The 22,097-nt window shown below is 58.0% G+C and carries 19 protein-coding genes; 10 read left to right on the forward strand and 9 right to left on the reverse strand.

Annotation, left to right across the window (positions count from 1 at the left end; translation table 11 throughout):
• Positions 1-33: 33 nt before the first annotated feature.
• Both CHY22_RS05420 and CHY22_RS05425 read left to right on the forward strand, forming a co-directional pair.
• Positions 34-996 carry a redoxin domain-containing protein gene (locus CHY22_RS05420; RefSeq protein ID WP_089572830.1) on the forward strand — a complete coding sequence of 321 codons (963 nt, stop codon included), beginning with the start codon at positions 34-36 and terminating at the stop codon, positions 994-996.
• 253 nt (positions 997-1,249) lie between these two features.
• Positions 1,250-4,504 (forward strand): ATP-binding cassette domain-containing protein, encoded by a 3,255-nt coding sequence (locus tag CHY22_RS05425; protein WP_089572832.1) that lies wholly within the window; start codon positions 1,250-1,252, stop codon positions 4,502-4,504.
• Positions 4,505-4,547: 43 nt separating this feature from the next.
• Here CHY22_RS05425 and CHY22_RS05430 read toward each other — a convergent pair whose 3' ends face one another.
• Positions 4,548-5,681: a hypothetical protein gene (locus tag CHY22_RS05430; RefSeq protein ID WP_089572834.1), complete on the reverse strand. Its 1,134-nt coding sequence runs from the start codon at positions 5,679-5,681 to the stop codon at positions 4,548-4,550.
• A 257-nt stretch (positions 5,682-5,938) separates the two neighbouring features.
• On the opposite strand from CHY22_RS05430, the gene CHY22_RS05435 reads away from it, so the two are divergent.
• Complete coding sequence (locus tag CHY22_RS05435; RefSeq protein ID WP_089572937.1) at positions 5,939-6,892, forward strand: tRNA-dihydrouridine synthase family protein; 954 nt, start codon at positions 5,939-5,941, stop codon at positions 6,890-6,892.
• Between the two features lie 131 nt (positions 6,893-7,023).
• Here CHY22_RS05435 and CHY22_RS05440 read toward each other — a convergent pair whose 3' ends face one another.
• From CHY22_RS05440 to CHY22_RS05450, 3 genes are all read right to left on the reverse strand, one after another.
• Entirely contained in the window at positions 7,024-7,290 is a 267-nt protein-coding gene (locus CHY22_RS05440) for a ribbon-helix-helix protein, CopG family (RefSeq protein WP_055252530.1), read from the reverse strand.
• An 860-nt stretch (positions 7,291-8,150) separates the two neighbouring features.
• The gene (locus CHY22_RS10145; RefSeq protein WP_117854828.1) at positions 8,151-8,396 is read right to left on the reverse strand and encodes a glutaredoxin; all 246 of its coding nucleotides are present in this window, start codon (positions 8,394-8,396) and stop codon (positions 8,151-8,153) included.
• Positions 8,397-8,447: 51 nt separating this feature from the next.
• Complete coding sequence (locus CHY22_RS05450; protein ID WP_089572836.1) at positions 8,448-9,275, reverse strand: TipAS antibiotic-recognition domain-containing protein; 828 nt, start codon at positions 9,273-9,275, stop codon at positions 8,448-8,450.
• 140 nt (positions 9,276-9,415) lie between these two features.
• Here CHY22_RS05450 and CHY22_RS05455 point away from each other — a divergent pair, with 140 nt between their 5' ends.
• The 4 genes from CHY22_RS05455 (at position 9,416) to CHY22_RS05465 (ending at position 13,566) form a co-directional block, all read left to right on the forward strand.
• Positions 9,416-10,153 carry a tRNA (N6-threonylcarbamoyladenosine(37)-N6)-methyltransferase TrmO gene (locus CHY22_RS05455; protein WP_233502830.1) on the forward strand — a complete coding sequence of 246 codons (738 nt, stop codon included), beginning with the start codon at positions 9,416-9,418 and terminating at the stop codon, positions 10,151-10,153.
• Positions 10,154-10,233: 80 nt separating this feature from the next.
• A complete protein-coding gene (locus CHY22_RS10255; RefSeq protein WP_255413287.1) occupies positions 10,234-10,365 on the forward strand; it encodes a hypothetical protein in 132 nt (43 codons plus the stop codon).
• 142 nt (positions 10,366-10,507) lie between these two features.
• The gene (locus CHY22_RS05460) at positions 10,508-11,377 is read left to right on the forward strand and encodes an ABC transporter substrate-binding protein (protein ID WP_089572840.1); all 870 of its coding nucleotides are present in this window, start codon (positions 10,508-10,510) and stop codon (positions 11,375-11,377) included.
• Positions 11,374-13,566 (forward strand): ATP-binding protein, encoded by a 2,193-nt coding sequence (locus tag CHY22_RS05465; protein ID WP_089572842.1) that lies wholly within the window; start codon positions 11,374-11,376, stop codon positions 13,564-13,566. Before CHY22_RS05460 ends, CHY22_RS05465 begins: the two co-directional genes overlap by 4 nt.
• 69 nt (positions 13,567-13,635) lie before the next feature.
• Here CHY22_RS05465 and CHY22_RS05470 read toward each other — a convergent pair whose 3' ends face one another.
• Together CHY22_RS05470 and CHY22_RS05475 are read right to left on the reverse strand one after the other, a co-directional pair.
• Positions 13,636-14,115 carry a pyridoxamine 5'-phosphate oxidase family protein gene (locus tag CHY22_RS05470; protein WP_089572845.1) on the reverse strand — a complete coding sequence of 160 codons (480 nt, stop codon included), beginning with the start codon at positions 14,113-14,115 and terminating at the stop codon, positions 13,636-13,638.
• 42 nt (positions 14,116-14,157) lie between these two features.
• Positions 14,158-16,962, reverse strand: a complete 2,805-nt coding sequence (locus CHY22_RS05475; protein ID WP_158551168.1) for a transporter substrate-binding domain-containing protein — start codon at positions 16,960-16,962, stop codon at positions 14,158-14,160.
• A 301-nt stretch (positions 16,963-17,263) separates the two neighbouring features.
• Between CHY22_RS05475 and CHY22_RS05480 the strand changes: the two genes are divergently transcribed.
• The 3 genes from CHY22_RS05480 (at position 17,264) to CHY22_RS05490 (ending at position 19,688) form a co-directional block, all read left to right on the forward strand.
• Positions 17,264-17,689 carry a potassium channel family protein gene (locus tag CHY22_RS05480; RefSeq protein WP_055252221.1) on the forward strand — a complete coding sequence of 142 codons (426 nt, stop codon included), beginning with the start codon at positions 17,264-17,266 and terminating at the stop codon, positions 17,687-17,689.
• 37 nt (positions 17,690-17,726) lie between these two features.
• Positions 17,727-18,260, forward strand: coding sequence for a TIGR00730 family Rossman fold protein (locus CHY22_RS05485; protein WP_089572849.1), 534 nt, complete (start codon positions 17,727-17,729; stop codon positions 18,258-18,260).
• A 126-nt stretch (positions 18,261-18,386) separates the two neighbouring features.
• Positions 18,387-19,688: a chloride channel protein gene (locus tag CHY22_RS05490; RefSeq protein ID WP_089572851.1), complete on the forward strand. Its 1,302-nt coding sequence runs from the start codon at positions 18,387-18,389 to the stop codon at positions 19,686-19,688.
• Between the two features lie 89 nt (positions 19,689-19,777).
• On the opposite strand, the gene CHY22_RS05495 is transcribed toward CHY22_RS05490, so the two are convergent.
• The 3 genes from CHY22_RS05495 to CHY22_RS05505 are packed head-to-tail and all read right to left on the reverse strand — an operon-like array spanning position 19,778 to position 21,758.
• On the reverse strand, positions 19,778-20,476 hold the full coding sequence (locus CHY22_RS05495) for an ABC-2 transporter permease (protein ID WP_089572854.1): 699 nt from the start codon (positions 20,474-20,476) through the stop codon (positions 19,778-19,780).
• On the reverse strand, positions 20,473-21,354 hold the full coding sequence (locus CHY22_RS05500) for an ABC transporter ATP-binding protein (RefSeq protein ID WP_089572857.1): 882 nt from the start codon (positions 21,352-21,354) through the stop codon (positions 20,473-20,475). The genes CHY22_RS05495 and CHY22_RS05500 overlap by 4 nt, the downstream gene beginning before the upstream one ends.
• 23 nt (positions 21,355-21,377) lie before the next feature.
• A complete protein-coding gene (locus CHY22_RS05505; protein ID WP_089572860.1) occupies positions 21,378-21,758 on the reverse strand; it encodes a GntR family transcriptional regulator in 381 nt (126 codons plus the stop codon).
• Between the last annotated feature and the right edge of the window lie 339 nt (positions 21,759-22,097).

The following is a 22,097-nucleotide window of genomic DNA, read 5'->3' on the forward strand; positions in this document are numbered from 1 at the left end:
GTACCTATTAAGCTTCGATACAACGGAGGAACCATGAAACTGTCGAAAATTGCGGCCCTGTTGATGCTGCCCGTGCTGGCGCTGACTCTCGCGGCGTGCTCTGCCCCCAAGGGCGACGCGAAGGATGCCACGAGCGGCGATGCGCAGATTGCCGAGCTTGTGGCACAAAAGCCGTCGAGCGCCGAGGAGGCGGCCGAGCTGTACCAGCAGCTGCTGCAAAAGGAAAACGAGATCTTTGCGAGCGATAACGCCCTATGGGAAAAGGTATTCAATGCCGCAAATAAAGACTCGGCAATGATTGAGGACGGTAGCAATTACGGCGACTTTTTGCTTGATACCATCGAGGGCGCCAAGGATCAGTTTACGGCTGACGAGCTCAAGACGCTTAAGGCCGGCGCACAGCAGGTCAAGGAGATCGAGGATAAGCTCATGGCGCTGGAGAAGGAGTTTCCCGGATGCGGCAGCACGCCCGGCGAGGGGGAGAGCGTCGATGCCTCGACCGCAGGCATGACCAACGGCGAGAGCGGGGAGACGAAGTTCCCCAGCTTTAAGGGCAAGGACTTGGACGGCAACGATGTAAACAGCGACGAGCTGTTCTCCAAGAACAAGGTCACCGTCATGAACTTCTGGTTTACCACCTGCAAGCCGTGCGTGGGAGAGCTGGGCGATCTGGAGAAGCTCAACAAGGAGCTTGCCGAGAAGGGCGGCCAGGTCGTGGGCGTCAATTCCTTTACGCTCGATGGCAACAAAGACGAGGTGGCAGACGCCAAGGACGTACTTTCCAAGAAGGGCGTGACGTACAAGAACATCTGGTTCAAGTCGGATAGCGAGGCCGGCAAGTTCACCTCCAACTTGTACTCGTTCCCGACCACCTACGTGATCGACCAGAACGGCAACATCGTGGGAGAGCCAATCATGGGCGGCATCAACTCCGCCGAGCAGCGAGAGGCGCTCAACAAGCTGATCGATCAGGCGCTTGCTAAGAGCGAGCAGTAGAAAACGCGTAAAGCATGGCGAGGATCGTGCGCCGCTGTGCGGAGTAGTCCGCTGCCTTTCAAGATAATCTCCACCATATAGAGGTCCCGCTCGGGACCTCTTCTTTTAGGCACCGTCCCGTTCGTTTTTTGATGCGGTTCCCTACATTCCTCACTGGCGCCGGCAAAAAATGGGGATAGAGTAGGACAAACGCGTCGAATACGAACGGCGGGGGAGAGCGGGCAGGGTGCCTGCGCAGGAGAGGTTGCCGTCCATGCTGGAGCTCAAAGGAATTTGCAAAAGGTACGTCACGCAGTCGTTTACGCAGGTGGCGCTCGACAGCGTGAGCCTGTCTTTTCGCGATAACGAGTTCGTGGCCATTCTGGGCCCCTCGGGTTCGGGTAAGACCACGATGCTCAACGTTATCGGCGGACTCGACCACTTTGACTCGGGCGACCTGCTGATCGACGGTATTTCGACCAAGGATTTTCACGATCGCGATTGGGATGCCTACCGCAACAACCGCATCGGCTTTGTGTTCCAAAGCTATAACCTCATTCCGCATCAGACCATTTTGGAAAACGTGGAGCTGGCGCTCACGCTCACGGGTGTGGGGCATGCCGAGCGCCGCCAGCGTGCGCGCGAGGCGTTGGAGAAAGTCGGCCTGGGGGAGCACGTTAACAAGCGCCCGAGCCAGCTTTCGGGTGGGCAGATGCAGCGCGTGGCCATCGCCCGCGCTCTGATCAACGATCCCGAGATCGTGTTGGCAGACGAGCCGACCGGCGCCTTGGATTCCACAACGTCCGTGCAGGTCATGGATTTGCTCAAAGACGTTGCGCGCGACCGTCTGGTCATCATGGTCACGCACAATCCCGAGCTGGCGTACCAATACGCTACGCGCATCGTCAACCTGGCGGACGGCAAGATTACCGACGATTCCGACCCTTTTGATGTTGCCAAGGCCGCGCGTCGCGAGGCTAAGCCTACGCGAAAAACCTCGATGAGTTTTGTGACGGCGCTGGGGCTTTCTGCTCGAAATCTCATGACCAAGAAGGGCCGTACGGCCATGACTGCCTTTGCGGGCTCGATTGGCATTATCGGTATCGCGGCGATTCTGGCGCTGTCCAATGGCGTAAACGGCTACATCAAAAAGGTCGAGGAGGATACGCTCTCGAGCTACCCGCTCACCATTTCCAAGCAGGATTACGACCTGTCGTCCATGATGGGCGGGCAGGGGGCTGCGGATGATGACTCGCCTGAAAACGTGGATTCGTCCGACGACAGTGCCGGCGGCAAGGCTAAGGGAACCGATAAGATTCCTGTGGTCACGGCCGTAAAGGATATGTTTGCGAGCGTTAAGTCCAACGACATGACGAGCTTTAAGGCATGGCTCGATGCCGGTGGCGATGGCATCGATAAAGAGGTCAACGCCATTCAGTACGGCTACGGTGTATCGCCGGTTGTCTATCGTGCCGGCAAGGGCGATGAGAAGCCTGTCCGGCTGGTGCCCAACGCCATGACCGAGGCCATGAGCGGAGGCGCGAGCTCGGCAGCAACGGTGAGCATGGAATCCATGGGAACCTCGGTCTTTAACGAGATGATTGACGACCAGAGCCTGCTCGACAGCCAGTACGATGTCGTCGCCGGTCATTGGCCCACGTCTGCCAACGAAGCCGTGATGGTGCTTTCGAGTCGTGGCACGGTGGGCGACTATACGCTCTACAGCATCGGTGCGCTGGATATCAATGAGCTCAACGACCTGGTTAACAGCGCTATGACGGCTGACGGTGGCGTCGGAGCGCCCGAGACCGGTACCGACTTTACCTACGACGATGCGCTGTCCACGACGTTTAAGGTGCTGTCGCCGGCCGATGCGTATCGCAAAAACGAAGAGACCGGCATGTGGACTGACATGTCTGGCGACGCCGACTTTATGACGGCCAAGGTTGCCGACGGTATTGACGTGCGTATTGTGGGCGTGGTGCGACCGAACGAGACGGCCAACGCGAGCGCGTTGTCCCCGGGTATTGCCTATACGCACGCGCTGACTCGCCAGCTTATGGAGCGCGCCGCCAATTCGCAGATCGTAAAAGAGCAACTTGCCCATCCCGAGACGGATGTCTTTACGGGCAAGTCTTTCGATGAACTGCAGGGCGAGGCCAAGCAAGGCGTGGATCTGGGCAGCATGTTCAGCGTGGACGAGGCGGCGCTCAAGGGCGCGTTCTCGTTCGATACGTCTGCGCTCTCGGGCACTGCCGGCGGTATGGACCTGTCGGGTCTTGACTTGTCCGGGCTGGACATTGACCTTTCGGGCGTAGGTAAGGATATCGACTTCAGCGACATTATGGCAAAAGCACCGGCCCCAGATTTCTCGGGCATCTTTGACGGTCTGGAACTCACGCCCGAGCAAATGCAGCAGGTCGGAACGCTTGCCAACCAGCTGTTTGAGGGCTTTCTGCAGTCCGATCAGTTTAAGGCGCTGTCGCCCGAAGATCTTAAGGACGCGTCAAAGCTTGCCGCCGCATTCTCGGCGTATCTTGAGAATGATGCCGCAGCCCAGCAACGCCTGGCTCAGCTCAAGGCGCTGGGCGGTGATGCCCTGGCCGAGCGTCTGCAGCAGGCGATGACCGACTATGTGCAAAAGCAGCTGGCTCCGTATCTGCAGCAGGCTATGGATCAGGTGATGAGGACGATTAGCGAGCAGATCGCGACGACGGTATCGGCTCAGCTCAAGGCGGGCGCGGCAGGGCTTATGGACCAGATGGCGACGCAGATGTCTTCGAGTTTTGCTAACCTGGCGAGCGCCATGCGCGTGGATGCGAGCGCCTTTGCTCGTGCCATCCACTTCAACATGGACGCCGAGGACCTGAGTTCGCTCATGATGAGCTATGCCAAGGCGTCAAAGCTCACCTACGACAACAACCTGACCACGTTGGGCTATGCGGACGAGGCGGACCCCATCTCGGTCAAGATTTTCCCGCGCGACTTTGAGGCCAAGGAGCGCGTGCTTGATCACATCGACGCGTACAACAAGCAGGCCAAAGCCGCTGGCCACGACGAGCAGACAATCTCGTACACCGACTACATGGGTATCATCATGGGCTCGGTGACCGACATCGTGAACACCATCAGCTTGGTGCTCATCGCATTCGTGAGTATCAGTCTGGTGGTGAGCTCCATCATGATCGGCATCATCACCTACATCAGCGTGCTGGAGCGCAAAAAGGAGATTGGCATCCTGCGCGCGATCGGCGCGTCAAAGCGCAACGTGGCCAACGTATTCAATGCCGAGACCTTTATTGAAGGCCTCATTGCCGGCGTCTTTGCCATTGTCGTTGTGGTGCTCGTGAGCTTCCCGGTCAATGCCTGGGCGCTTGCGGCCAAACAGGTCCCCAACCTGATGAGCCTGCCCGTGCAGGATGCGCTGGTGCTCATCGCGATTTCGGTGCTGTTGACGGTTGTCGCCGGCCTGCTGCCGGCCCGTAGCGCATCCAAGAAAGACCCCGTAGAAGCCCTGCGCTCCGAATAATGTGACAAAGGGACAGTCCTTTGTCACATTCATCTCCCTACACCTAGTTCGTTTTGCTCATCAGCGTAATGCGGATGGTTGGATGGGTGTACTCGTCAAACTCGTCCTTAGGATCCGTATCAAACGAGTAATACGCTTTAATGGGGTCGTCACTCGTCCTGATAGAGATTCTCTCGTAGAGCGAGCCGTTCAAAAAAGCCTGCCTAAACTCTTCGGGGAGCTTCTGCGCTGCTAGGAGCTCGGGGCTTGTGGTCTTGACGTCTATGGTTTGGACGGCAGAGGAAAGCTCGTCAAGGTCGAGCTCGATACGGGTAAGGTTGTCCTCGAGGCTCGCGCCGGGGTCGACTTCTGCCGCGTAGCTCACTTCCGTGAGCGTTCCCTTGTTGTCAAAATCCAGGTACGTATAGGTCTTCTGGGCATCGGAGCCGCCGTCGTGCAGATAGCCGCGGACGTGATAGCCGTAGTCTTGATATCGCTCGTAGGGGTCATCGGCGGACACGTACTCGCATGAGGACTCGAGCGCCTTGCGAGCGATGGCGATCTGCTCGGCCGCGGCTGCGGCGTTTTCTTGCATCTCGATGTTTCCCTGCGCCAGCTGTGGGATATAGACGCCGCACACGATTGCGAGGGGCAGCGCCACAAGCACGACGATCCACTTTTTTGCATGGGGGATGGGCACGCCACAGGCCTCTGCCATGGCCTTCGCGTTGGCAAAGCTCTCGGCAAGCACGTCTGCCGCGGTGGCGACGGCGCCTGCGGCAGCGGCGACTTCTGCCGCGCCGCCCAGGTTGCGTGCAGCCTCGTTGTCGCTGTTCTTGAGCAGGCGTGCGGCGGCCTGCGTGCCAACAACGCTCGCGATCTGTGTCGAGCGGTCTTTCTCGCTCTGCTCGACGGCGAGCCGATACTGCATTTCCTTCCACTGCTTGCCACGCATGCCAAAGCGCGGGGCGAGAGCGCAATAACAGAATATGACGAGCTCGATGGCGGTGAGCACCAAGGCGGTCATCATGCCCGTCTCATGGAAGCCTTCGTGATGGAAGACGATGTCGTCGATCATTTCGAAAGGTATGATCGATAAGGGCAGCACGAATGCCATGGCAAGCGCCGCGCCGGCAACCTTGGGGCAGATGCAGTATCGCTGGATGCGCTTACGTTCTTGTTCGGAGAGTGTTGCCATAGCTGGTCCTTGGTGTCGTGGCGGTCGTTGTGGCGCGATGCCGTCATATGTGACTCAGTATAGGGAATCCCGCCATCGATGAGCGCATGGTCATACGGCAAAAGTGCCACGACTGCCCTGGTTTAGAGCGGGTGCTCCTGTGCCCACGCGATGATGCCGCCCGATACGTATGTGTGCCAAAATAAGCACTCGTATGATGATTTGCAATGTGACAAAGGGACTGTCCCTTTGTCACATTGAGTTGAGAGTGGATGTTGATGTATTTATCGCTGGCCCCTATGGAGGGGATTACCGGGCATGTGTTCCGTCGCGTGCATGCGGAGTGCTTCGGCGCGCTCGATTGTTATTACACGCCGTTTTTGCCGCCGCCGCGGGTGGGCAATCGCTTTGGCGGCAAGGCGTTTAAAGAGGTCGATCCTGCCAACAACCAGGGACTTAACGTGGTGCCCCAGCTGATGTCCAAGAATGCGGACGAGTTTGTGTGGGCGGCGCAGGTGCTTGCCGATATGGGTTACCGCGAGGTCAACCTCAACCTTGGCTGCCCTTCGGGTACGGTGGTCGCGAAGGGCAAGGGTTCGGGCTTTCTGCGCAATTTGGATGAGCTCGAGGTGTTCTTGAGCGACGTGTGCGAACGCTCGCCCTTGCCGGTGTCGGTCAAGACCAGACTGGGGCTCGAATGCGATGACGAGTACGAGCGCGTGCTCGACCTCTATTGCCGAATGCCGCTGGCGGAGTTGATCGTGCATCCGCGCGTGCAAAAGGACCGTTATACGGGCTCACCGCGCAAAGAGTTTTACGGCGAGACGCTGGAACGGGCGCCGTTCCCCGTGGCCTATAACGGCGACATCTTTGATCCTGAGGACATGGATGCGCTGGTGAAGGCCTATCCCGGAACACGCCACGTAATGTTGGGGCGCGGCTTGCTTGCGAATCCCGCGCTGGCTCGCATGGTTAAGGGCGACCCTGCCGCTACCGCCGCTGAGCTGCAACGCTTCCATGACATGCTGTTTGCGGCCTATGCGGACGAGATTGGGGGCAACGCGGTCTTTCGCATGAAGGAGTGGTGGTTCTACGCCAAATGCGCCTTCGCCGATCCCGCGACCGTTCACAAACTCGTACGCAAGACCAAAAAGGTCGATGAATACCGTGCTGCTGTCGACCGTGTCTTTCGCGAGCAGCAGCTTGCGCCCATCGCCCGCTTTTGTGGCTAAATGATCCCTTGGGGACGGAGAAGAACGGATCGCCTGTGCCGGACCCATGCAAAAAACTGTACGTCAGCATCCAAGGATGTCGAAAAATATCGTTTTTGGATGCTGACGTACATGTTTGGTTCGGCAGGGGACTAGGCAATCATTGCATCGAGTGTAATGAGTTCCCTGAGTCGCTCCGTGCGCGTTTGCCCATGGCGCTTTGCCTTTGCGTCAAATGCTTCAAGAACCGATTCGCCCACACGTGCCGATAAAACAACGCTTGGTTCATCGGAAATCGGCGGCCTTCCCAACTTGACGGTGTGGCCCTTCGGCCACTCATCTTTTTCGTATGCCGCTGCGGCTTTTTCTAGCTCACCGGGAGCAAACCCCATCATCTTTTCGAGCTGTTTAGCGTCCATAGCGCCTCCTATCGATTGACATAATGTCGAGCGCTGGTTACCGGAATCTCTTTTTGTATACAGTTTTGTAGACAAAAATACAAGCAGTTTATTAAGCTAATTAGCGTGTATTGACTAGTTTTTTCGATAGGAAATGAGCATCGATGGCTTCGATATTTCTTCACTTTCTAGTCTGGAACATGAGCGCTCATTGAACCTGCAGAGGGGGCACTTTAACAAACTATCGAGATTCTGGCCAGGAGCTTTCACCGGTCTTCGGTGGTGAGAACAGCTCAATTCGCGACACAGTGTGTCGCGAATTGGAGTAGTCGCTGAGTGTTCTTTAACAACTAGTCATTCAAGAAGAGAGCGTCTAAGTGCCGGAATTGCCATTTTGAGTCGTCCCTAACGACTATTCTGGAGGGCTGTGTGCAAAAAAGGGCAAATATGAGTACTGTTGCCATTATGGTTGCATTTATTTTGTTCAAAAATGAGGTCACTGATGAGATTTAATACCATTAGGCGTCTCTTTTATTGAACATATGGGGAGAAATAACGTCGTCTGTGGGCGCTTGGGGCGTTGAATGATCCCTGGAATGATTAAAATCGCTGTTACTAAACAAGTAGCAGTACTCATATTTGCCATTTTTTGGACACGGTCCTCTAAGGAGCCCTTTCCAGAGACGTCAGATGGCCTCAAACAGCCATAATCCAAAGGCTGTCTCAAACAACTAGTCATTTAAGAACGTCCCCAACGACTGCCCACAAATAGCTGTACGTCAGCATCCAAAGATGTCGAAAAATGTCGACTTTGGATGCTGACGTACATGTTTGGGTCGTATGGGCTTGGACGTCGGGGCGAGCCGACCGCGGCGCGCGGGCTAGAGCAAATTCTCCTGCACCCACGCGATGATGTCGCCCGACTCGTAGAGTGGCGTGCCGTCAATGAACAGGCAGGGAACTTGGCGCTTTCCGCCGACGGCGATGAGCGTCTGCTCGGCATCGGAATCGGTCGAGATATTACGCTCGGGGATGGTCACGCCGTTATCGGCCAGGAAGCGCTTGACCTTTATGCAATACGGGCAGCCGGTCATAACGTAGAGCGCGAGCTCGTGATCAGTAGCCATAGGTCTCCAATCGGTTGAGGTTTCGATTGAAATACCCAAAGCCGCCGCGGTCTATGCACGCGTCAACGACGACTCGATTGCCTGTACCAGAAACGCCGTGGCTCCGGTGCCGCAGGGCTTGTCGTAGTAGTCAACAAAGCGCTGGTCGGCAAGATAACCATTGGCGAGGCCCAGGTATGCTTCGTCCTGGGGCTCGTGTCCCCAGTTAAGGCCAACCCATCGGCGGTGCATTGCGACAAGCTTGCGGGCTTCGTTACTCTTTGGATCGCCGTCGTCCATGGCAATCGAGAGCTGGCCCAAAATCGCGCGCTCGAGTTCTTTCATGTCGTTCCAGGTTTCGGGGTCCATGTCCAACAGCACTTCGTTTGCCGTATCAATGGCCTCATCGCCATAGCGCGCCCGGGCTTCGGCACCGTAGCGCTCCTCGTTTTCCTGCACGGTGCGCCAGCGCTCCAGTTGGGGCAGCACGGCGCCCATGAGCGAGACAGCTTCGTCGAGCGACATGCCGGTGTTTTGTGCCAGCCGCGGAGCACAATCCTCGATCATTGCCTCCATTGTGGTGTCGTAGGTGTACTTGCCGCGGTCGTAGCACCACTTGCAGTAATGATCGGTCCTGGCGCCCGCGGCATCGGTGCCGCAGTCATCGGGCGTGAGCATCATGCCGCAGCTCTGGCAATAGTGCTCGGGCATTTCGAGCAGGTGCGACAGCGGTTCTCCGGTTACGGCGGCAATGAGCTTCATCATGTCGATGCCCGGGGTGACTTCGCCGCGCTCCCAGCGGCTTACGGCTTGGCGCGTGACGTAGAGCTTTGCGGCGAGCTGCTCTTGGGTAAGGTTGTTGGCGCGACGGACGGCGATGAGTTTTTCTGCAAAGGCCATAACGGCTCCTTTCTGCTGCTTGCGGCTTTAAGCATACGCGGCGGCCGACGCCCTTCCAAGCAACCGTTGGTTGCAAAAGGGGCGGTCGCGGTGAGGGATTACGCGCATCGCGCATGCCCTCATGCCGTACAATGACCGGCATGGAACCTATTGCACACATACATACCGACCTGCCGCAAAAGTTCGGCATCCCGCGCAACAGCTTTTTGGCGCCCCATCTTGAGGGACGCATCGTCTTTGAGCCGGAATTTGCCTCCAACGCGGCAGTTGAGGGTCTGGACTCCTTCTCTCACCTGTGGCTGCTCTGGCGCTTTGAAAACGGAACGCCCGGTGGCACGGCCGAAGACATCGCCGCCGATGCCAAGACGCAGGACAGGTCCGGCACCAACGCCAAGTGGTCGAAGACCGTGCGTCCGCCGCGCTTGGGTGGAGCCGAGCGCGTGGGCGTATTTGCCACACGCAGCCCGTTTCGCCCCAATCCCATCGGTCTTACCTGCGTCAAGCTCGATCGTGTCGAGCTTACCGACGACGGTCCCATCATCCATGTGCTGGGAGCGGATCTGCGCGATGGCACGCCCATCTACGATATCAAGCCCTACATTCCGTTTGCGGACTGTCACCCGGATGCGACCGGCGGCTGGATTGAGGATGCGCCGTGGCAAGAGCTCGACGTTGACTTCCCGCAAACGCTGCAGGATATGGTCCCGCCCACAAAGCTCTCCGGCTTGATAGAGGTCCTTCGCCAAGATCCGCGCCGCGCGGGCAGCAAGCACGAGCCAAACCGCGTGTACCACTTGGCTTACGCCGGGCTCGATATATCGTTTACGGTTGACGGAACCAGGCTGACGGTAACCGCCGTCGACGACGCGCAGGACTAACCGGCCATTTGTCCGCATTCCCATAGTGGTGCCACGAGCATGGCCGCGATATTCAGTGGCTGCTCGACGAGGGGGCACGCGTGGGCGTGGGGTATCAGGATGGCCGTCCGTTCCACGGGCCCTGCCACATTCGCGTGAATCTGGCGCTGCCGCTTTCGCGCGTGAGGGAAGCGTGCGACCGCCTGGACCGCTACGTTTTTAATGCACGGTAAGTGCGCGCTGCATGCGGGGCTTCCTCCAAGTCGGATAGAAGGCCACGCGGGGTAAAGCGTCTGTAACCATTGGGCGCTCGAGTGGTTTCATTTGCTATTATTTCTAGCATTTCAGTCTGTAAACAGGATCGTCTGGAGCTCGATGAAAAGACCCCGTCGCTCGGTTGCCATTTCGTTGTTTGTTGCGCTTGCAGTGTCGGGCGCCTTTGTCGTAGCGATAGCTGGCTGTTCAGGGTCGAATGACGAAGCCTCGACGTCTGCATTAGAAGATCTGGACGCCTCGCAGGTCAAGGATGACGACCTTAAGACGCTCAACGTCGGAAGCGATCTCTATCCACCGTTTGTGTATACCGACGAGTATGGCGATATCGTTGGCCTGGATGTCGAGATATTGACCGAGGCTTTGGCCCGCATTGGTTACAAGCCAAAATACCAGCTGATTGACTGGGAAAAGAAGAAAGAGCTGCTGGCGAGCGGCGAGCTCGATTGTGTCATGGGTAGCTTTAGCATGACGGGTCGCGAAAGCGAGTATCGCTGGGCCGGTCCGTACCTTGCGAGCCGCCAGGTGGTCGCGGTCAATCCCGAAAGCGACATCTACACGCTCGCCGATCTTGAGGACAGGGTCGTGGGGGTACAGTCCACCACCAAGCCCGAGGGCATTTTGCTCAACCGTACCAATGGAAAGGTTCCGCAAATCAAGGAGCTCTACAGCTTCTCGGACCGCTCATACCTGAACCCGGCGCTCGTCGAGGGCCTGGTCGACGCTATCGCCGCACATGAGTCCTCGCTGCTCACCTATGAAAAAGACTATGGCGTGACGTATCGCATTCTGAACGAGCCGCTGCTGGAGGTCGGTTTGGGCACCGCTTTCGATCTCAACGATACGCGCGGTATCGACGTTAAACTCACCCATGCCTACCAAGAAATGCTTGCCGATGGCACCATGGAACGCCTGGTGTCAAAGTACTTTGATGACCCCTCACCATTTTTGAATATGGAGGGCCTGTCGTGATCGATGCGCCCGACTACACCGCTCAGGAGCGGGGCAATCATTCGACCTGGGTATGGCTCCTTGCCGCCCTGGTGGGTATAGCGCTCTCGGTTGTCGCTGGCATGATGAGCTACGGTTACACCACGGCCCAGGCCGAGCAGCGCTTTGCCGACGTTGTCGATTACGTGGCGACGCAGAGCCTTTCCTACGATGCGTTCAACAGCGCTTATACGACCAAAAACCTGATTCGCGTTATGGAGATCGCCGGAGAGGTGGCGCGCGATACGGAGCGCGACGGTTCGGTGGATAATGCCGCGCTGGAGCAATATGCTGACCAGTTCAACGTGAGCGCACTGATCGTGACGGACGCATCGGGCAATTTGGTGTCCGAGTCCTCGACGGATGGCGTGGGCTACGAGTCGCTTGCTACGTATCTCAAAGAGGCGCCCGTGCTGGAGGTGGCAACCCATCCGCTTAAGTCCTATACCGCCCGCATTACGCTTGCGGATGATTCGGTTGCAGACATCGGTTGCGTGACTCGGCAGGATGGCGAGGGTATCGTTATCGCGGTAAGGCATCAGAGCGCGAAGGCAGTTGCAAGCAATACACTCAAACTGCAGAGCCTGCTCGAAGGCTATGAAACCATCGATAGCGGCAATATCGTGATCGAAAACGATGGCAAGGTCGTTGCGACCAATGCCGTCGAACCCACCGTATTGGGCGTGTTCGACCTGCCCGCGACGGACGCCATTATTGTCGACGAAATTAAGGATCGATGCCTGCCCGGCAAAGTCCGACTGGTCAACGTCAACGGCGAGTGGTATTTGGGCACATACGGCAAAGCGCAAAAATTCTACGTGTACACCTATGCCTCGGCGCAGCGCTACTTTGAGGTCGTCGCGGCTGTCGCTGCCGGCGTGCTGGTGCTCTACAGCGGTGTTGTAGCCACTGTTGTGATGGTGCGTCGCCGCGCTGATCGTCGACGTTTGACGGACTTGCTGCAGCAGGAGCGCGACTATGGCGACAAGCTGGCAAAGGCGGCGCGTGAGGCCTCGTCTGCCAACTCGGCAAAGACGGAGTTCCTGCGTCGCATGAGTCACGACCTGCGCACGCCCATCAACGGCATTCGCGGTATGGTCGAGGTGGGCAATGCCAACGCGGACGACTTGCAAAAGCAGACTGAGTGCCGCTCAAAGATCTGGACGGCGTCGGGACTGTTGCTCGACCTTGCGAACGAGGCACTCGATATGAGCCGCTTGGAGAGCGGGCAGGTCGACCTGAATCTCGTGCCTACAGATATGGTGGCCCTCAACCGTGAGGTGTGCGATATTCTGGAGCGCCAAGCCGAGGAGCGCCTGGTGACAATTATCTGCGACCAACGGACTCTTGATCATCCCTATGCCCGGGTGAGCGTGACGCACCTCAAGCGTCTGTTGCTCAATATTGCCGGTAATGCCGTCAAGTACAACCGCCAGGGCGGCTATGTTCGCCTGACATGCCGCGAGGTGGAGCCGGTGGACGGTGTCCCCGTCTATGAATACACGATCGCCGATAACGGCATTGGCATGAGCGAGGAGTTTCAACAGCACCTCTACGAGCCGTTCAGCCGCGAGGAACAACAGGTGGAAGGCGCTTCATCGGGAACTGGCCTGGGTGCGTCTATTGCCAAACAGTTGGTCGAGCTTATGGGCGGAACCATGAGCTTTACGAGCGCCTTGGGGCGGGGGACGACGTTTACCATTTGCCTGCCGTTTGAGAAGTGCAAGAGTTCCGAGATTCCCCAGGCAGTACGCGTGAATGCGGGCGACGGCGATGCGCTCCAGGGCCTGCGTGTTTTGCTCGTAGAGGATAACGACCTGAATGCCGAGATCGCACAGTTTACGCTCGACCGCGCCGGTGCCGTCGTGACACATGTCAAAGATGGCGAGTCTGCCGTCGAGACGTTTGCCGCGAGTGCGCCGCACGAGTACGACGTGGTATTGATGGACATCATGATGCCCGGCATCGATGGCCTTGAGGCCACGCGTCAGATTCGAGCGCTCGATCGCGAGGACGCCGCGACCACGCCGATTATCGCCGTGAGCGCCAATGCCTTTGCCGACGACCGTAGGCTTTCGCGCGAGGCGGGCATGAACGCGCATCTGAGCAAACCCGTGAGTTCTCAGGATCTCGTTGAGGCGCTTGCGCACATAGCCGCCGACGCTTCATAAACAAATGGCTCGGTTCCAATACTGGTTGGAACCGAGCCATTTTGCTATTTGCAGGACCTGTTTTTGGGCTTACTTTTCATGGATCTGCTTGCCGCAAAGATGCTCAATCGAAATCTCGTAGAGTTGGACGCCCTTGATGTCTTTGGCGATTTCCTCCTCGACTTCTTCGGCAGAAGGGTAGTACTTAAGCGCTAACTGGCGGACTTTGTCCTCGATAAACGAAGGCGTCTCGTTTACCAGGCGGCAACGGCCAAAGACCACGGTGCTCATAACGTAGGGAGCCCAGTCGTCGCCCTTGTACCACTCGTTGCCGTACACGGTAAAGCAGACTTTATCGTCACGCTTGAGCGAATCGACCTTGTGGCCAGCCTTGGCGCCATGGAAATAAATCTTGTCGTGCTTGGGGTCAAAGAAGTAGTTGACGGGAATGGCGTATGGGTAGCCATCATCGCCGTTAACGGCAAAGACGCCGCGCTTGCTGGTGGCCAGCAGCTCGCGCGCCTCCTCGTCGGTGATGGCACGTTTCTTTCGGCGTAAGGGTCTAAACATCGTCGGCTTCCTTTCTAACTGTGCATGACAGTTGGGCACAAACTATAGCGAAACAGTTCCGTTTTGCTTGATGCGGGCGAGCATGCTTTTGAGCTTGTTAAAGTCGAGCGGTTTGGGCAGATGGGTGTTCATGCCGGCGTCACGTGCCGCTTGTGCGTCCTCGACAAAGGCGTTGGCGGTGAGCGCGATGATGGGGATATCGGCCGCATCGGCCTTTTCGCTCAGACGAATCGCGCGGGTTGCCTCGTAGCCATCCATGCCCGGCATCATAATGTCCATCAGGATCGCATCGAAGCTGCCGGCGGGACGACTAGTGTATAGTTCGACCGCTTCTTTGCCGTCGGCGGCGCGAGTTACGACGATGCCTTCGCTTTCGAGCAGGGCCTGGGCAATTTCGGCATTGAGCTCGTTGTCTTCGGCCAAAAGAACGTTCATGCCGGCAAGCGAGCAGCTGATCGCCTGCTCGTCCGCACCTTCTCTTGCCTGAGGGTTCTTGTCGATATCGAGCGGAATCTGGACGTTGAACGTACTTCCCATGCCGACCTCGCTCGAAATCTCAATCGTGCCGCCCATCATGTCTATGAGCGATTTGACGATCGGCATGCCCATGCCAGTTCCCTGAAATTTACTGCGGGCATCGTTGCCCTCTTGGGCAAACGGTTCGTAGATGTGCTTAAGAAACTCGGGCGACATGCCGATGCCGGTGTCCGAGACGTTAAAGCAAAACACGGCGTGCTCATCGTCGAGCGGTTTGATGGTCGACGAGAAGGTGACGGTGCCACCGCGTTTGTTGTACTTGATGCTGTTGTCGAGCAGGTTGACGAGGATTTGCCGAATATGGGTGGGGCTGCCGATCATGTATTGGTCGACAACGTAGGGTTCGCTGGTGTCGAGCATTGTTATGCCACGGTCCGATGCGCGAAGCTTGCATAGTACGAGCGCATCGTCGCACAGTCCTTTAAGATTGAACGATTCGTGATCGAGCGTCACTTTGCGTTCCTCGATCCGGCCCATCTCGAGGATGTCATTAATGAGCGACAGCAGGTGGTTGGCGGCAACACGCGCTTTGGTGCGGCTTTCGCGGGCGACTTGCATGTCGCCTTCTTTCAATTCCTCAATTTCGATAAGGCCCAGGATGCCGTTGAGCGGCGTGCGGATGTCGTGGCTCATGCGCGTGAGAAAAGCGGTTTTGGCGGCGTTGGCGGCGTCGGCTTTCTGCCGTGCTTCCTGTGCGCGTTGAAGCGACCAGACAAGGATGGCGATGCCGGTGAGCAACATGCAGATGATAACGGTCGCAATGGCGGTGCGGTTGCGGTAGACAAACTGGAACGTGTCCGATTCTTGCACTGAGTACGATGCGGAGGAATAGCTGCTCGCAGAGAGCGATTCGCCTGCATTGATGATGCCCTTATTGATGATTCCCAACAGCTCGGGTTTGCCGCGCGGAATCATGCACGATAGTTCTGCCGTGTTGGTGAGTTCCTGTGTTTCAAAATCCTCGATGTCGTAGGTGTCGCGGATGGTTTCCAGGCGCGTGCTGGGGACAACGATGCAATGTGCCTTTCCCACACGGAGAGCATTGAGCGCTTCGTCTTTATTCGGATATTCGGTTACCGCTGCGTCGGGGAAGAGGCTTTCGAGCTCAAACCGGTTGATGATCGCGTTCTCTGTGCAAGCGATGTCCTTTAGGTCGCTGTCTAGGTCGTTACTGACGTGAATAGCGGTTAGGGAAACCGTTCCCATCGAGTTTGACTGGGCGACCCCCTTCTGTTCGGCAAGCCAGTAGTCGCGAAAGAATGGTAGAGCGGCATCGATGGTTCCGTCGGAAAGGGCTTCAACCATCTTCTCGTTGCTGGAGAATGCGACGGTTTCAACCGTAATGCCAAACTTGTCATGCAGCGTCGTTGCAAGCGAGGTGAGCGATCCCTCCAACTCGCCATCGTCATTTTGCGTGCAGTAGGGAAGCTGGTTGACAAGATAGCCGAGCGTGACGGTGTTGCCGTTTGCTTTGAGCCAGGAGACCTCGGGGCCGGTGAGTGATGACGAGCCGCTGTTTTGGGCCGAGTAACTCGATTTGACTTCGTCGTTATAGCGCGGGTTGACGCGGGCGATGGCCGTCATGGCGGCGTTGATGTCGTTCATCAAATCGGGGCGGCTTTTGGGAACGGCAAAATAGTAGTCGCTCGAGCCTACGTAGAACATGGGCGACGCATCGGGCGACGAGATGGTGTCGTTCATGATGATGGCGTCGACCTCGCCGTCTGAAAGCGCTTCAAAGAGGGCACCGCCGGTGTCGATTTCTTTATAGGTGCAGGTGATGCCTTGGTCGGCGAGCCACTGCTGGCCGACGATGGTTTGCATAACGCCAGCGTTGCAGCCGATGGTAAGGCCTTGGAGCGCTTGAGGGTCGCCCTTGGCCAGATCGTCGCGGTCGGGCTTGGCGTAGATGTAGTAGCGCTCGGTGCCCTCGGGGTTCGAGGAAAAGAGCAGCGTCTGCTCGCGTTCTTCCGAATACGAGATGTTGGTCATGAGGTCGATCTCGCCTGCCTCGAGCATGTTCATAAGCTCGGTGAAGGTGCCGCTGACGTATTCGTATTGCCAACCCTTTGTGTAGTACGAGAGGGTCTGGAGGTATTCGTAGCCCCATCCCGAGAGGCGCTCGCCCGGCGTGCCTTCCTGGAAGCCTGCATTGTTGACGAGCCAGCCAACGCGGACTTTCTTGACCTGCTGGTCTGAGTCAGCGGCAAAGGCAGGTGCGGGCAGGACGGCGCTCAGTACGGTGAGCGCGGCAAGCGCGACGGCCAGGGTGCGATATAGAGCTAAGCGGAGGACGGCGGAAGGTTTCACATGCAATCCTATCGAGTCGAGATAATACCGCATAAGGATACCAGCTCAGCTGCCCAGCTGCCGGACGCGCCGCTAAGTGGTCGCGCCCGGCAGTAGTCATTGGGGACGTTCTTAAACGACTAGTCGCTGGGGACACTCTTTGCCGGAGTTGGCACTTGGGGAGTTGGCACTTAGGGACGTTCCTTATGTGCCGGCAGTTGGGGACAGTCCCAATCTGTCCGGCATAAAAGGAGCGTCCCCAAGTGCCGGGTGTGGGACAATAACGAGCGAATGTGATTGGGCGTCTGGAAAAGGGGTCGCGATGAATAAGTTGAGGACGCTTGCTGACGTGTTGCGCCAGGCTGGCTTTGCGCGCATCACGGGCCTGTTTCTCGTCTTCTATCTGCTGTGCTCGACGGCCGTCTGGCTGTCCGAGCCCACGACCCTTACGTTTGGCGATGGCCTGTGGTTTAGCTTTGAGACGGTCTCGACGATCGGCTTTGGTGATATCCCGGCCGAGACGCCGGTTGCCCGCGCTATCACCGTCGTCCTGAGCGTCATCAGCATCTTCTACATCGCCATGCTCACGGGCGTGGCAGTGAACTACTGCAATACGCTCATCAAGATGCGCCAAAAGGACACCATGGCGCGCTTTATGGACGATCTGGAGCATTTGGAAGAGCTCGACCGCGATGAGCTCGCCGACCTGTCGCGCCGCGTGCGCGAATATCGCCGACGCCAACGCTAGGGCGGGCGCCGCGCGTCACGATGAGGGGGACAAAAATATGAATATCACGGTATACCTGGGCGCCAGCGTCGGTAACGACCCGGCGTTTCTGCCTGCGGTGCGGCAGCTTGGCACCTGGATTGGCCGCAGTGGCCACGCGCTGGTGTACGGCGGGTCCAAGTCGGGCCTGATGGGCGCGCTTGCCGATAGCGTGCTCGATGCTGGCGGGCATGTGACGGGCGTTGAGCCGAGCTTTTTTATCGAGGCAGAGTTTCAACACGAAGGTATTGACGACCTTATCGTGACGAGCGATATGGCTGGGCGCAAAGCCAAGATGATTGAGCTTGGTGATGCGTTTATCGCCTTTCCGGGCGGCACGGGCACACTCGAGGAGATCGCCGAGGTCATGTCGGCTGTATCGTTGGGGCATCTGAGCACGCCGTGCATTCTGTACAACCTGAACGGTTACTACAACGACCTCAAGGCGCTGCTCGAGCACATGATTGATAAGGGGCTTTCGAGCCCGAGGCGCCAGCAAGGCATTTACTTTGCCGAGGACCTGCACGAGATCGCATCGATTATCGGCAGCTAAGCCGTAGGCCTATCGCACGTGCGGCGCCCAATGGCGCCGTTCGCGGTGTGGATGGTCGGCACGTCCGCGCTGTGCCCGTCTTACAATAAAACGTATCCTTGTCGATTTTGACCACGGGAGGCCCCGATGGATAACCTTGCAAAACCCAAAAATCGTGCGTTGTTTTTAGTGAGCGTTGCCGTGACCGGTGCGTTTGCAGGCGCCGCGGTCTGGCTGTTCTTTTTTGCGATGGAGCACGGTATCGACTATCTATGGACCGAGATCCCGCATATGCTGGGCGTCGCTTCGCCCGAGCTTGCCAGCGGCCCGTTCGGCTTTTTGCCGTACCCGTTTTTCGTCTGCCTGCTGGGCGGCCTGCTGATCGGTCTGTACGAAAAGCTTACGGGCACCAAGACCGATGACCTCAACCAAGTGATGGCTAAGGTTAAGCAAGACGGGTGCTACCCGTACGACAACCTTGGCAAGCTTTCGCTTGCGGCATTGCTGCCGCTGCTGTTTGGCGGAAGCATTGGACCGGAGGCCGGCCTGACCGGCGTTATCGCAGGTCTGTGCAGCTGGGTCGGCGACCGCATGCGTCGCTTTGGCGCCGAGTTTAGGCAGCTCACACTGCTGGGTACTCAGGCTGCCCTGACGGCGCTCTTCACCGCGCCCGTGTTTGGCTTTGTGGCGCCGCTCGCCGGTAGCGCCGACGGCCAGGGCGCTAATGACGATGAGTCCGCGTCCGATGAGATCACGATCAAGCTTCCCAAGGCGCAAAAGACCGTGGTCTACGGCATTGCGATTGCCGGCGGTCTGGGTACCTACCTGCTGCTCGGCCAGCTTATGGGCGGCGGCATGGGCATGCCCAGGTTCGAGTCCGCTCAGGTGGGCAACCTGGAACTTGTCTGGCTCATTCCGCTGGCGTTGGTCGGCACCGTATGCGGCTGGCTGTACTTTGTCTCTGAGCATGCAAGCGAGGCACTGTCCCATGCCATAGGGGAGCGCCCTGTCGTCAAGGCCATGCTAGCCGGTCTGGCGCTCGCCATCTGTGGCACGGTCCTGCCCTACACCATGTTTGCCGGCGAGACCCAAGCCGACGTGCTCATGGAGACCTATCTGACCATTCCCGCCGGCGTGCTTATCGCGACCGGTCTGGTCAAGGCCATGCTGACGCCCGCCCTCATCAACCTGGGCTGGCGCGGCGGTCACTTCTTCCCGGTTATCTTTTCGGGTGTGAGCCTGGGCTACGGCTTCGCTATCCTTACCGGCGCCGATCCGGTCTTTTGCGTCGCCGTCTGCACCGCCTCGACGATGGGTGCGGTCATGCGTCAGCCGGTCATGGTCGTGGGCCTGCTGCTCATGTGTTTCCCGCTCAAGGGTATCGTCTGCATGATTATCGCCGCCGTCATTGCGGCAGGCATTCCGCTGCCCAAGCCGCTGCGCAAGTAGTACGGTGGCGCACGCCGGGGACATGCCGTTTGCCACGGATTTGCGGGGAGGGGGGCGATCACGCCCTTCGTGGATCGAGACTCGCGTGCTTACAGATCGCGTACTCGATAAACCTTGGTGCTGACGGTGCAGCTGATTGCACATAGCGCGAGGGTAAGTGTGGCGATGCCTGCGCACAGGCAGCCGAGGACGGCGGGATCGGGATTCGCTCCGGCAATCGACATGAGCCAGTTGCTGATGGGGTTGGAGGAGCTCAGTGTGGCCATGGCAAGGCATCCGAGCAGGGCAAACAAGCCAACAGCTAGGCGCAACGCCTCCATGTGTCCAAAGCGAAAGAACAGCGGCTGTGCCAAAAACACCATCATGAGGGAGATGAGCATCGATGCTGCCGAGGCTATTGCGATCTCAAAGACGGTTTGTACCGTCGAAGTCACGCCCGCACTGTTGAAGAGCGGAAGAACGATGATGCTCAAAAGCGCGGCGGCGCACGCCATGACAGTCGAGAAGACAACGATGCACAGGTAGCGGGCACAAATAATGTCTTTGCGCGAGAGGGGCAGCGTTGCCCGATAACGCTCCCATCCGTTTTGATTGTCGAAGCCGGCCAGCGAGCTCATGACCATGATAGGCGACATGGCGCTGACCGCGCAGGCGCCGGCGCTCATGCCGGAATCGCCATTCGATGCGTTGGCGAGGGTCAACACGACGAAGATGAACAGGCCGACGCCCGCAATGCTCGGGATGAGCGTGCGAACGATGGCGAGCTCGGACATAAAGGCGCGTTTCATTTCGAAGCCCCTTTCAGCATAAGGCGCAGGTAATCATCAATGGTTGCCCGATCGCAGGGAATCTCGGGAAAGGCCTCGAGCGTATCGCGACGGTTGGGCACGAGCACGTCCACGCTGTAGGCGTGGCGGGCGGCGCGGGGGCCTTCGACGCAAGCCATGAGCTCGGCGGCCTGTGCCTGGGTGCAGTGGGCGATGCCGGCGCGGTCGGTAATGTCCTCGCGTGGCAGGTCAAACACAATCGAGCCGTTATCGATGCAGATGACGCGGTCGGCAGCACGATCGAGATCAGACGTAATGTGGCTCGAGAGCAGCACGCTGCGCTGGCCGTCGGCGACAAAGGCGAGCAGCTCATCGAGCAGTTCCTCGCGTGCCATGGGATCGAGGCCCGCGGTGGCTTCGTCCAAAACGAGCAGCTTGGCATTGTGGCTGAGCGCGCAGGCGAGCTGCAGCTTCATACCCATGCCGCGGGAGAGGTCCTTGACCTTTGTCTTGGGATCGAGGCCAAATCGGTTGATGAATCCGGCGAACGTTTCGCGGTCCCACGTGGGGTACGCCGGGCCTACGAGTGCCTCGATCTGGCCGACCTTGAGCGTGGAGGGGAAGGGGCATGTGTCCAGCACGAGGCCGATGCGAGAGCGCAGGTGGCGTTGCGACTCATCGGGCGCGTCGGTGCCACAGCGCTGCCCAAACAGGTGCACCTCGCCGGCATCGAGCTTTATAAGCCCAAGCGTGGCGCGAATGGTCGTCGTCTTGCCGGCGCCGTTTGCGCCCACAAAGCCAACAATTTGGCCGGGCTCCACGGCCAACGTGACGCCACGTAGCGAAAAGCGGTCGCTCACGCGGCGTGAGATGCTTTTGAGTTCTAGCAAGTTTTGCATGGCATAGCCTTTCTTGCAGATGGTTACTGCATGGTTTCGGGGGCTACGAGGTCGAGCATTTCGTGCAGTTTATCGCGCGTGACGCCCACGGCTTCGGCTTGCGTTGCTGCCTGTGCGAGCAGCTCTTCGATATGGCAGAGCTGATTTTCGCGCAAGAGTTCTTGGTTGCCCTCGGCGACAAAACAGCCCTTGCCCTGCACAGTGCAGATAAAGCCGAGTTGCTCCAGGTCGGCGTAGGCGCGCTTGGTGGTGATGACACTCACGCTAAGATCGCTCGCGAGTGCACGGATGCTGGGGAGTTTGGCTCCCGCAGCAAGCGTGCCCGAAAGGATCTGAGCTTTGACCTGCGAGGTTATCTGTTCGTAGATGGGCTTATCGCTCGAATTGGATAGGATGATGTCCACAGCGGCTCCTTAGCTGATGGGCTACACGTGTATATAACCGGTAAGCACAGTATATACACACTATGCACAGTTGTGCAAGAGGAAATTACGGGGCTGTCCGTCCCTCTACTCATTCATCTCAATCTGTAACACTAAGACCCGTTTTGGATGACTAACTGTTACAGATCAAGATATTGGATGCCCGCCCTGTGCGTTCATCTCAATCTGTAACATCTGGAGGTCAAAAACCCTTCTAGGTGTTACAGATTGAGACAAACCGTCGCGGAACACCGCTGACATTCCACCGTCCGAGTCCCAACTGATGAATTTGTCCTGATAGGCGCTCTATGGCGAGGTTTC

The organism is Collinsella sp. TF06-26, from assembly GCF_002232035.1.
Taxonomy (GTDB): Bacteria; Actinomycetota; Coriobacteriia; order Coriobacteriales; family Coriobacteriaceae; genus Collinsella.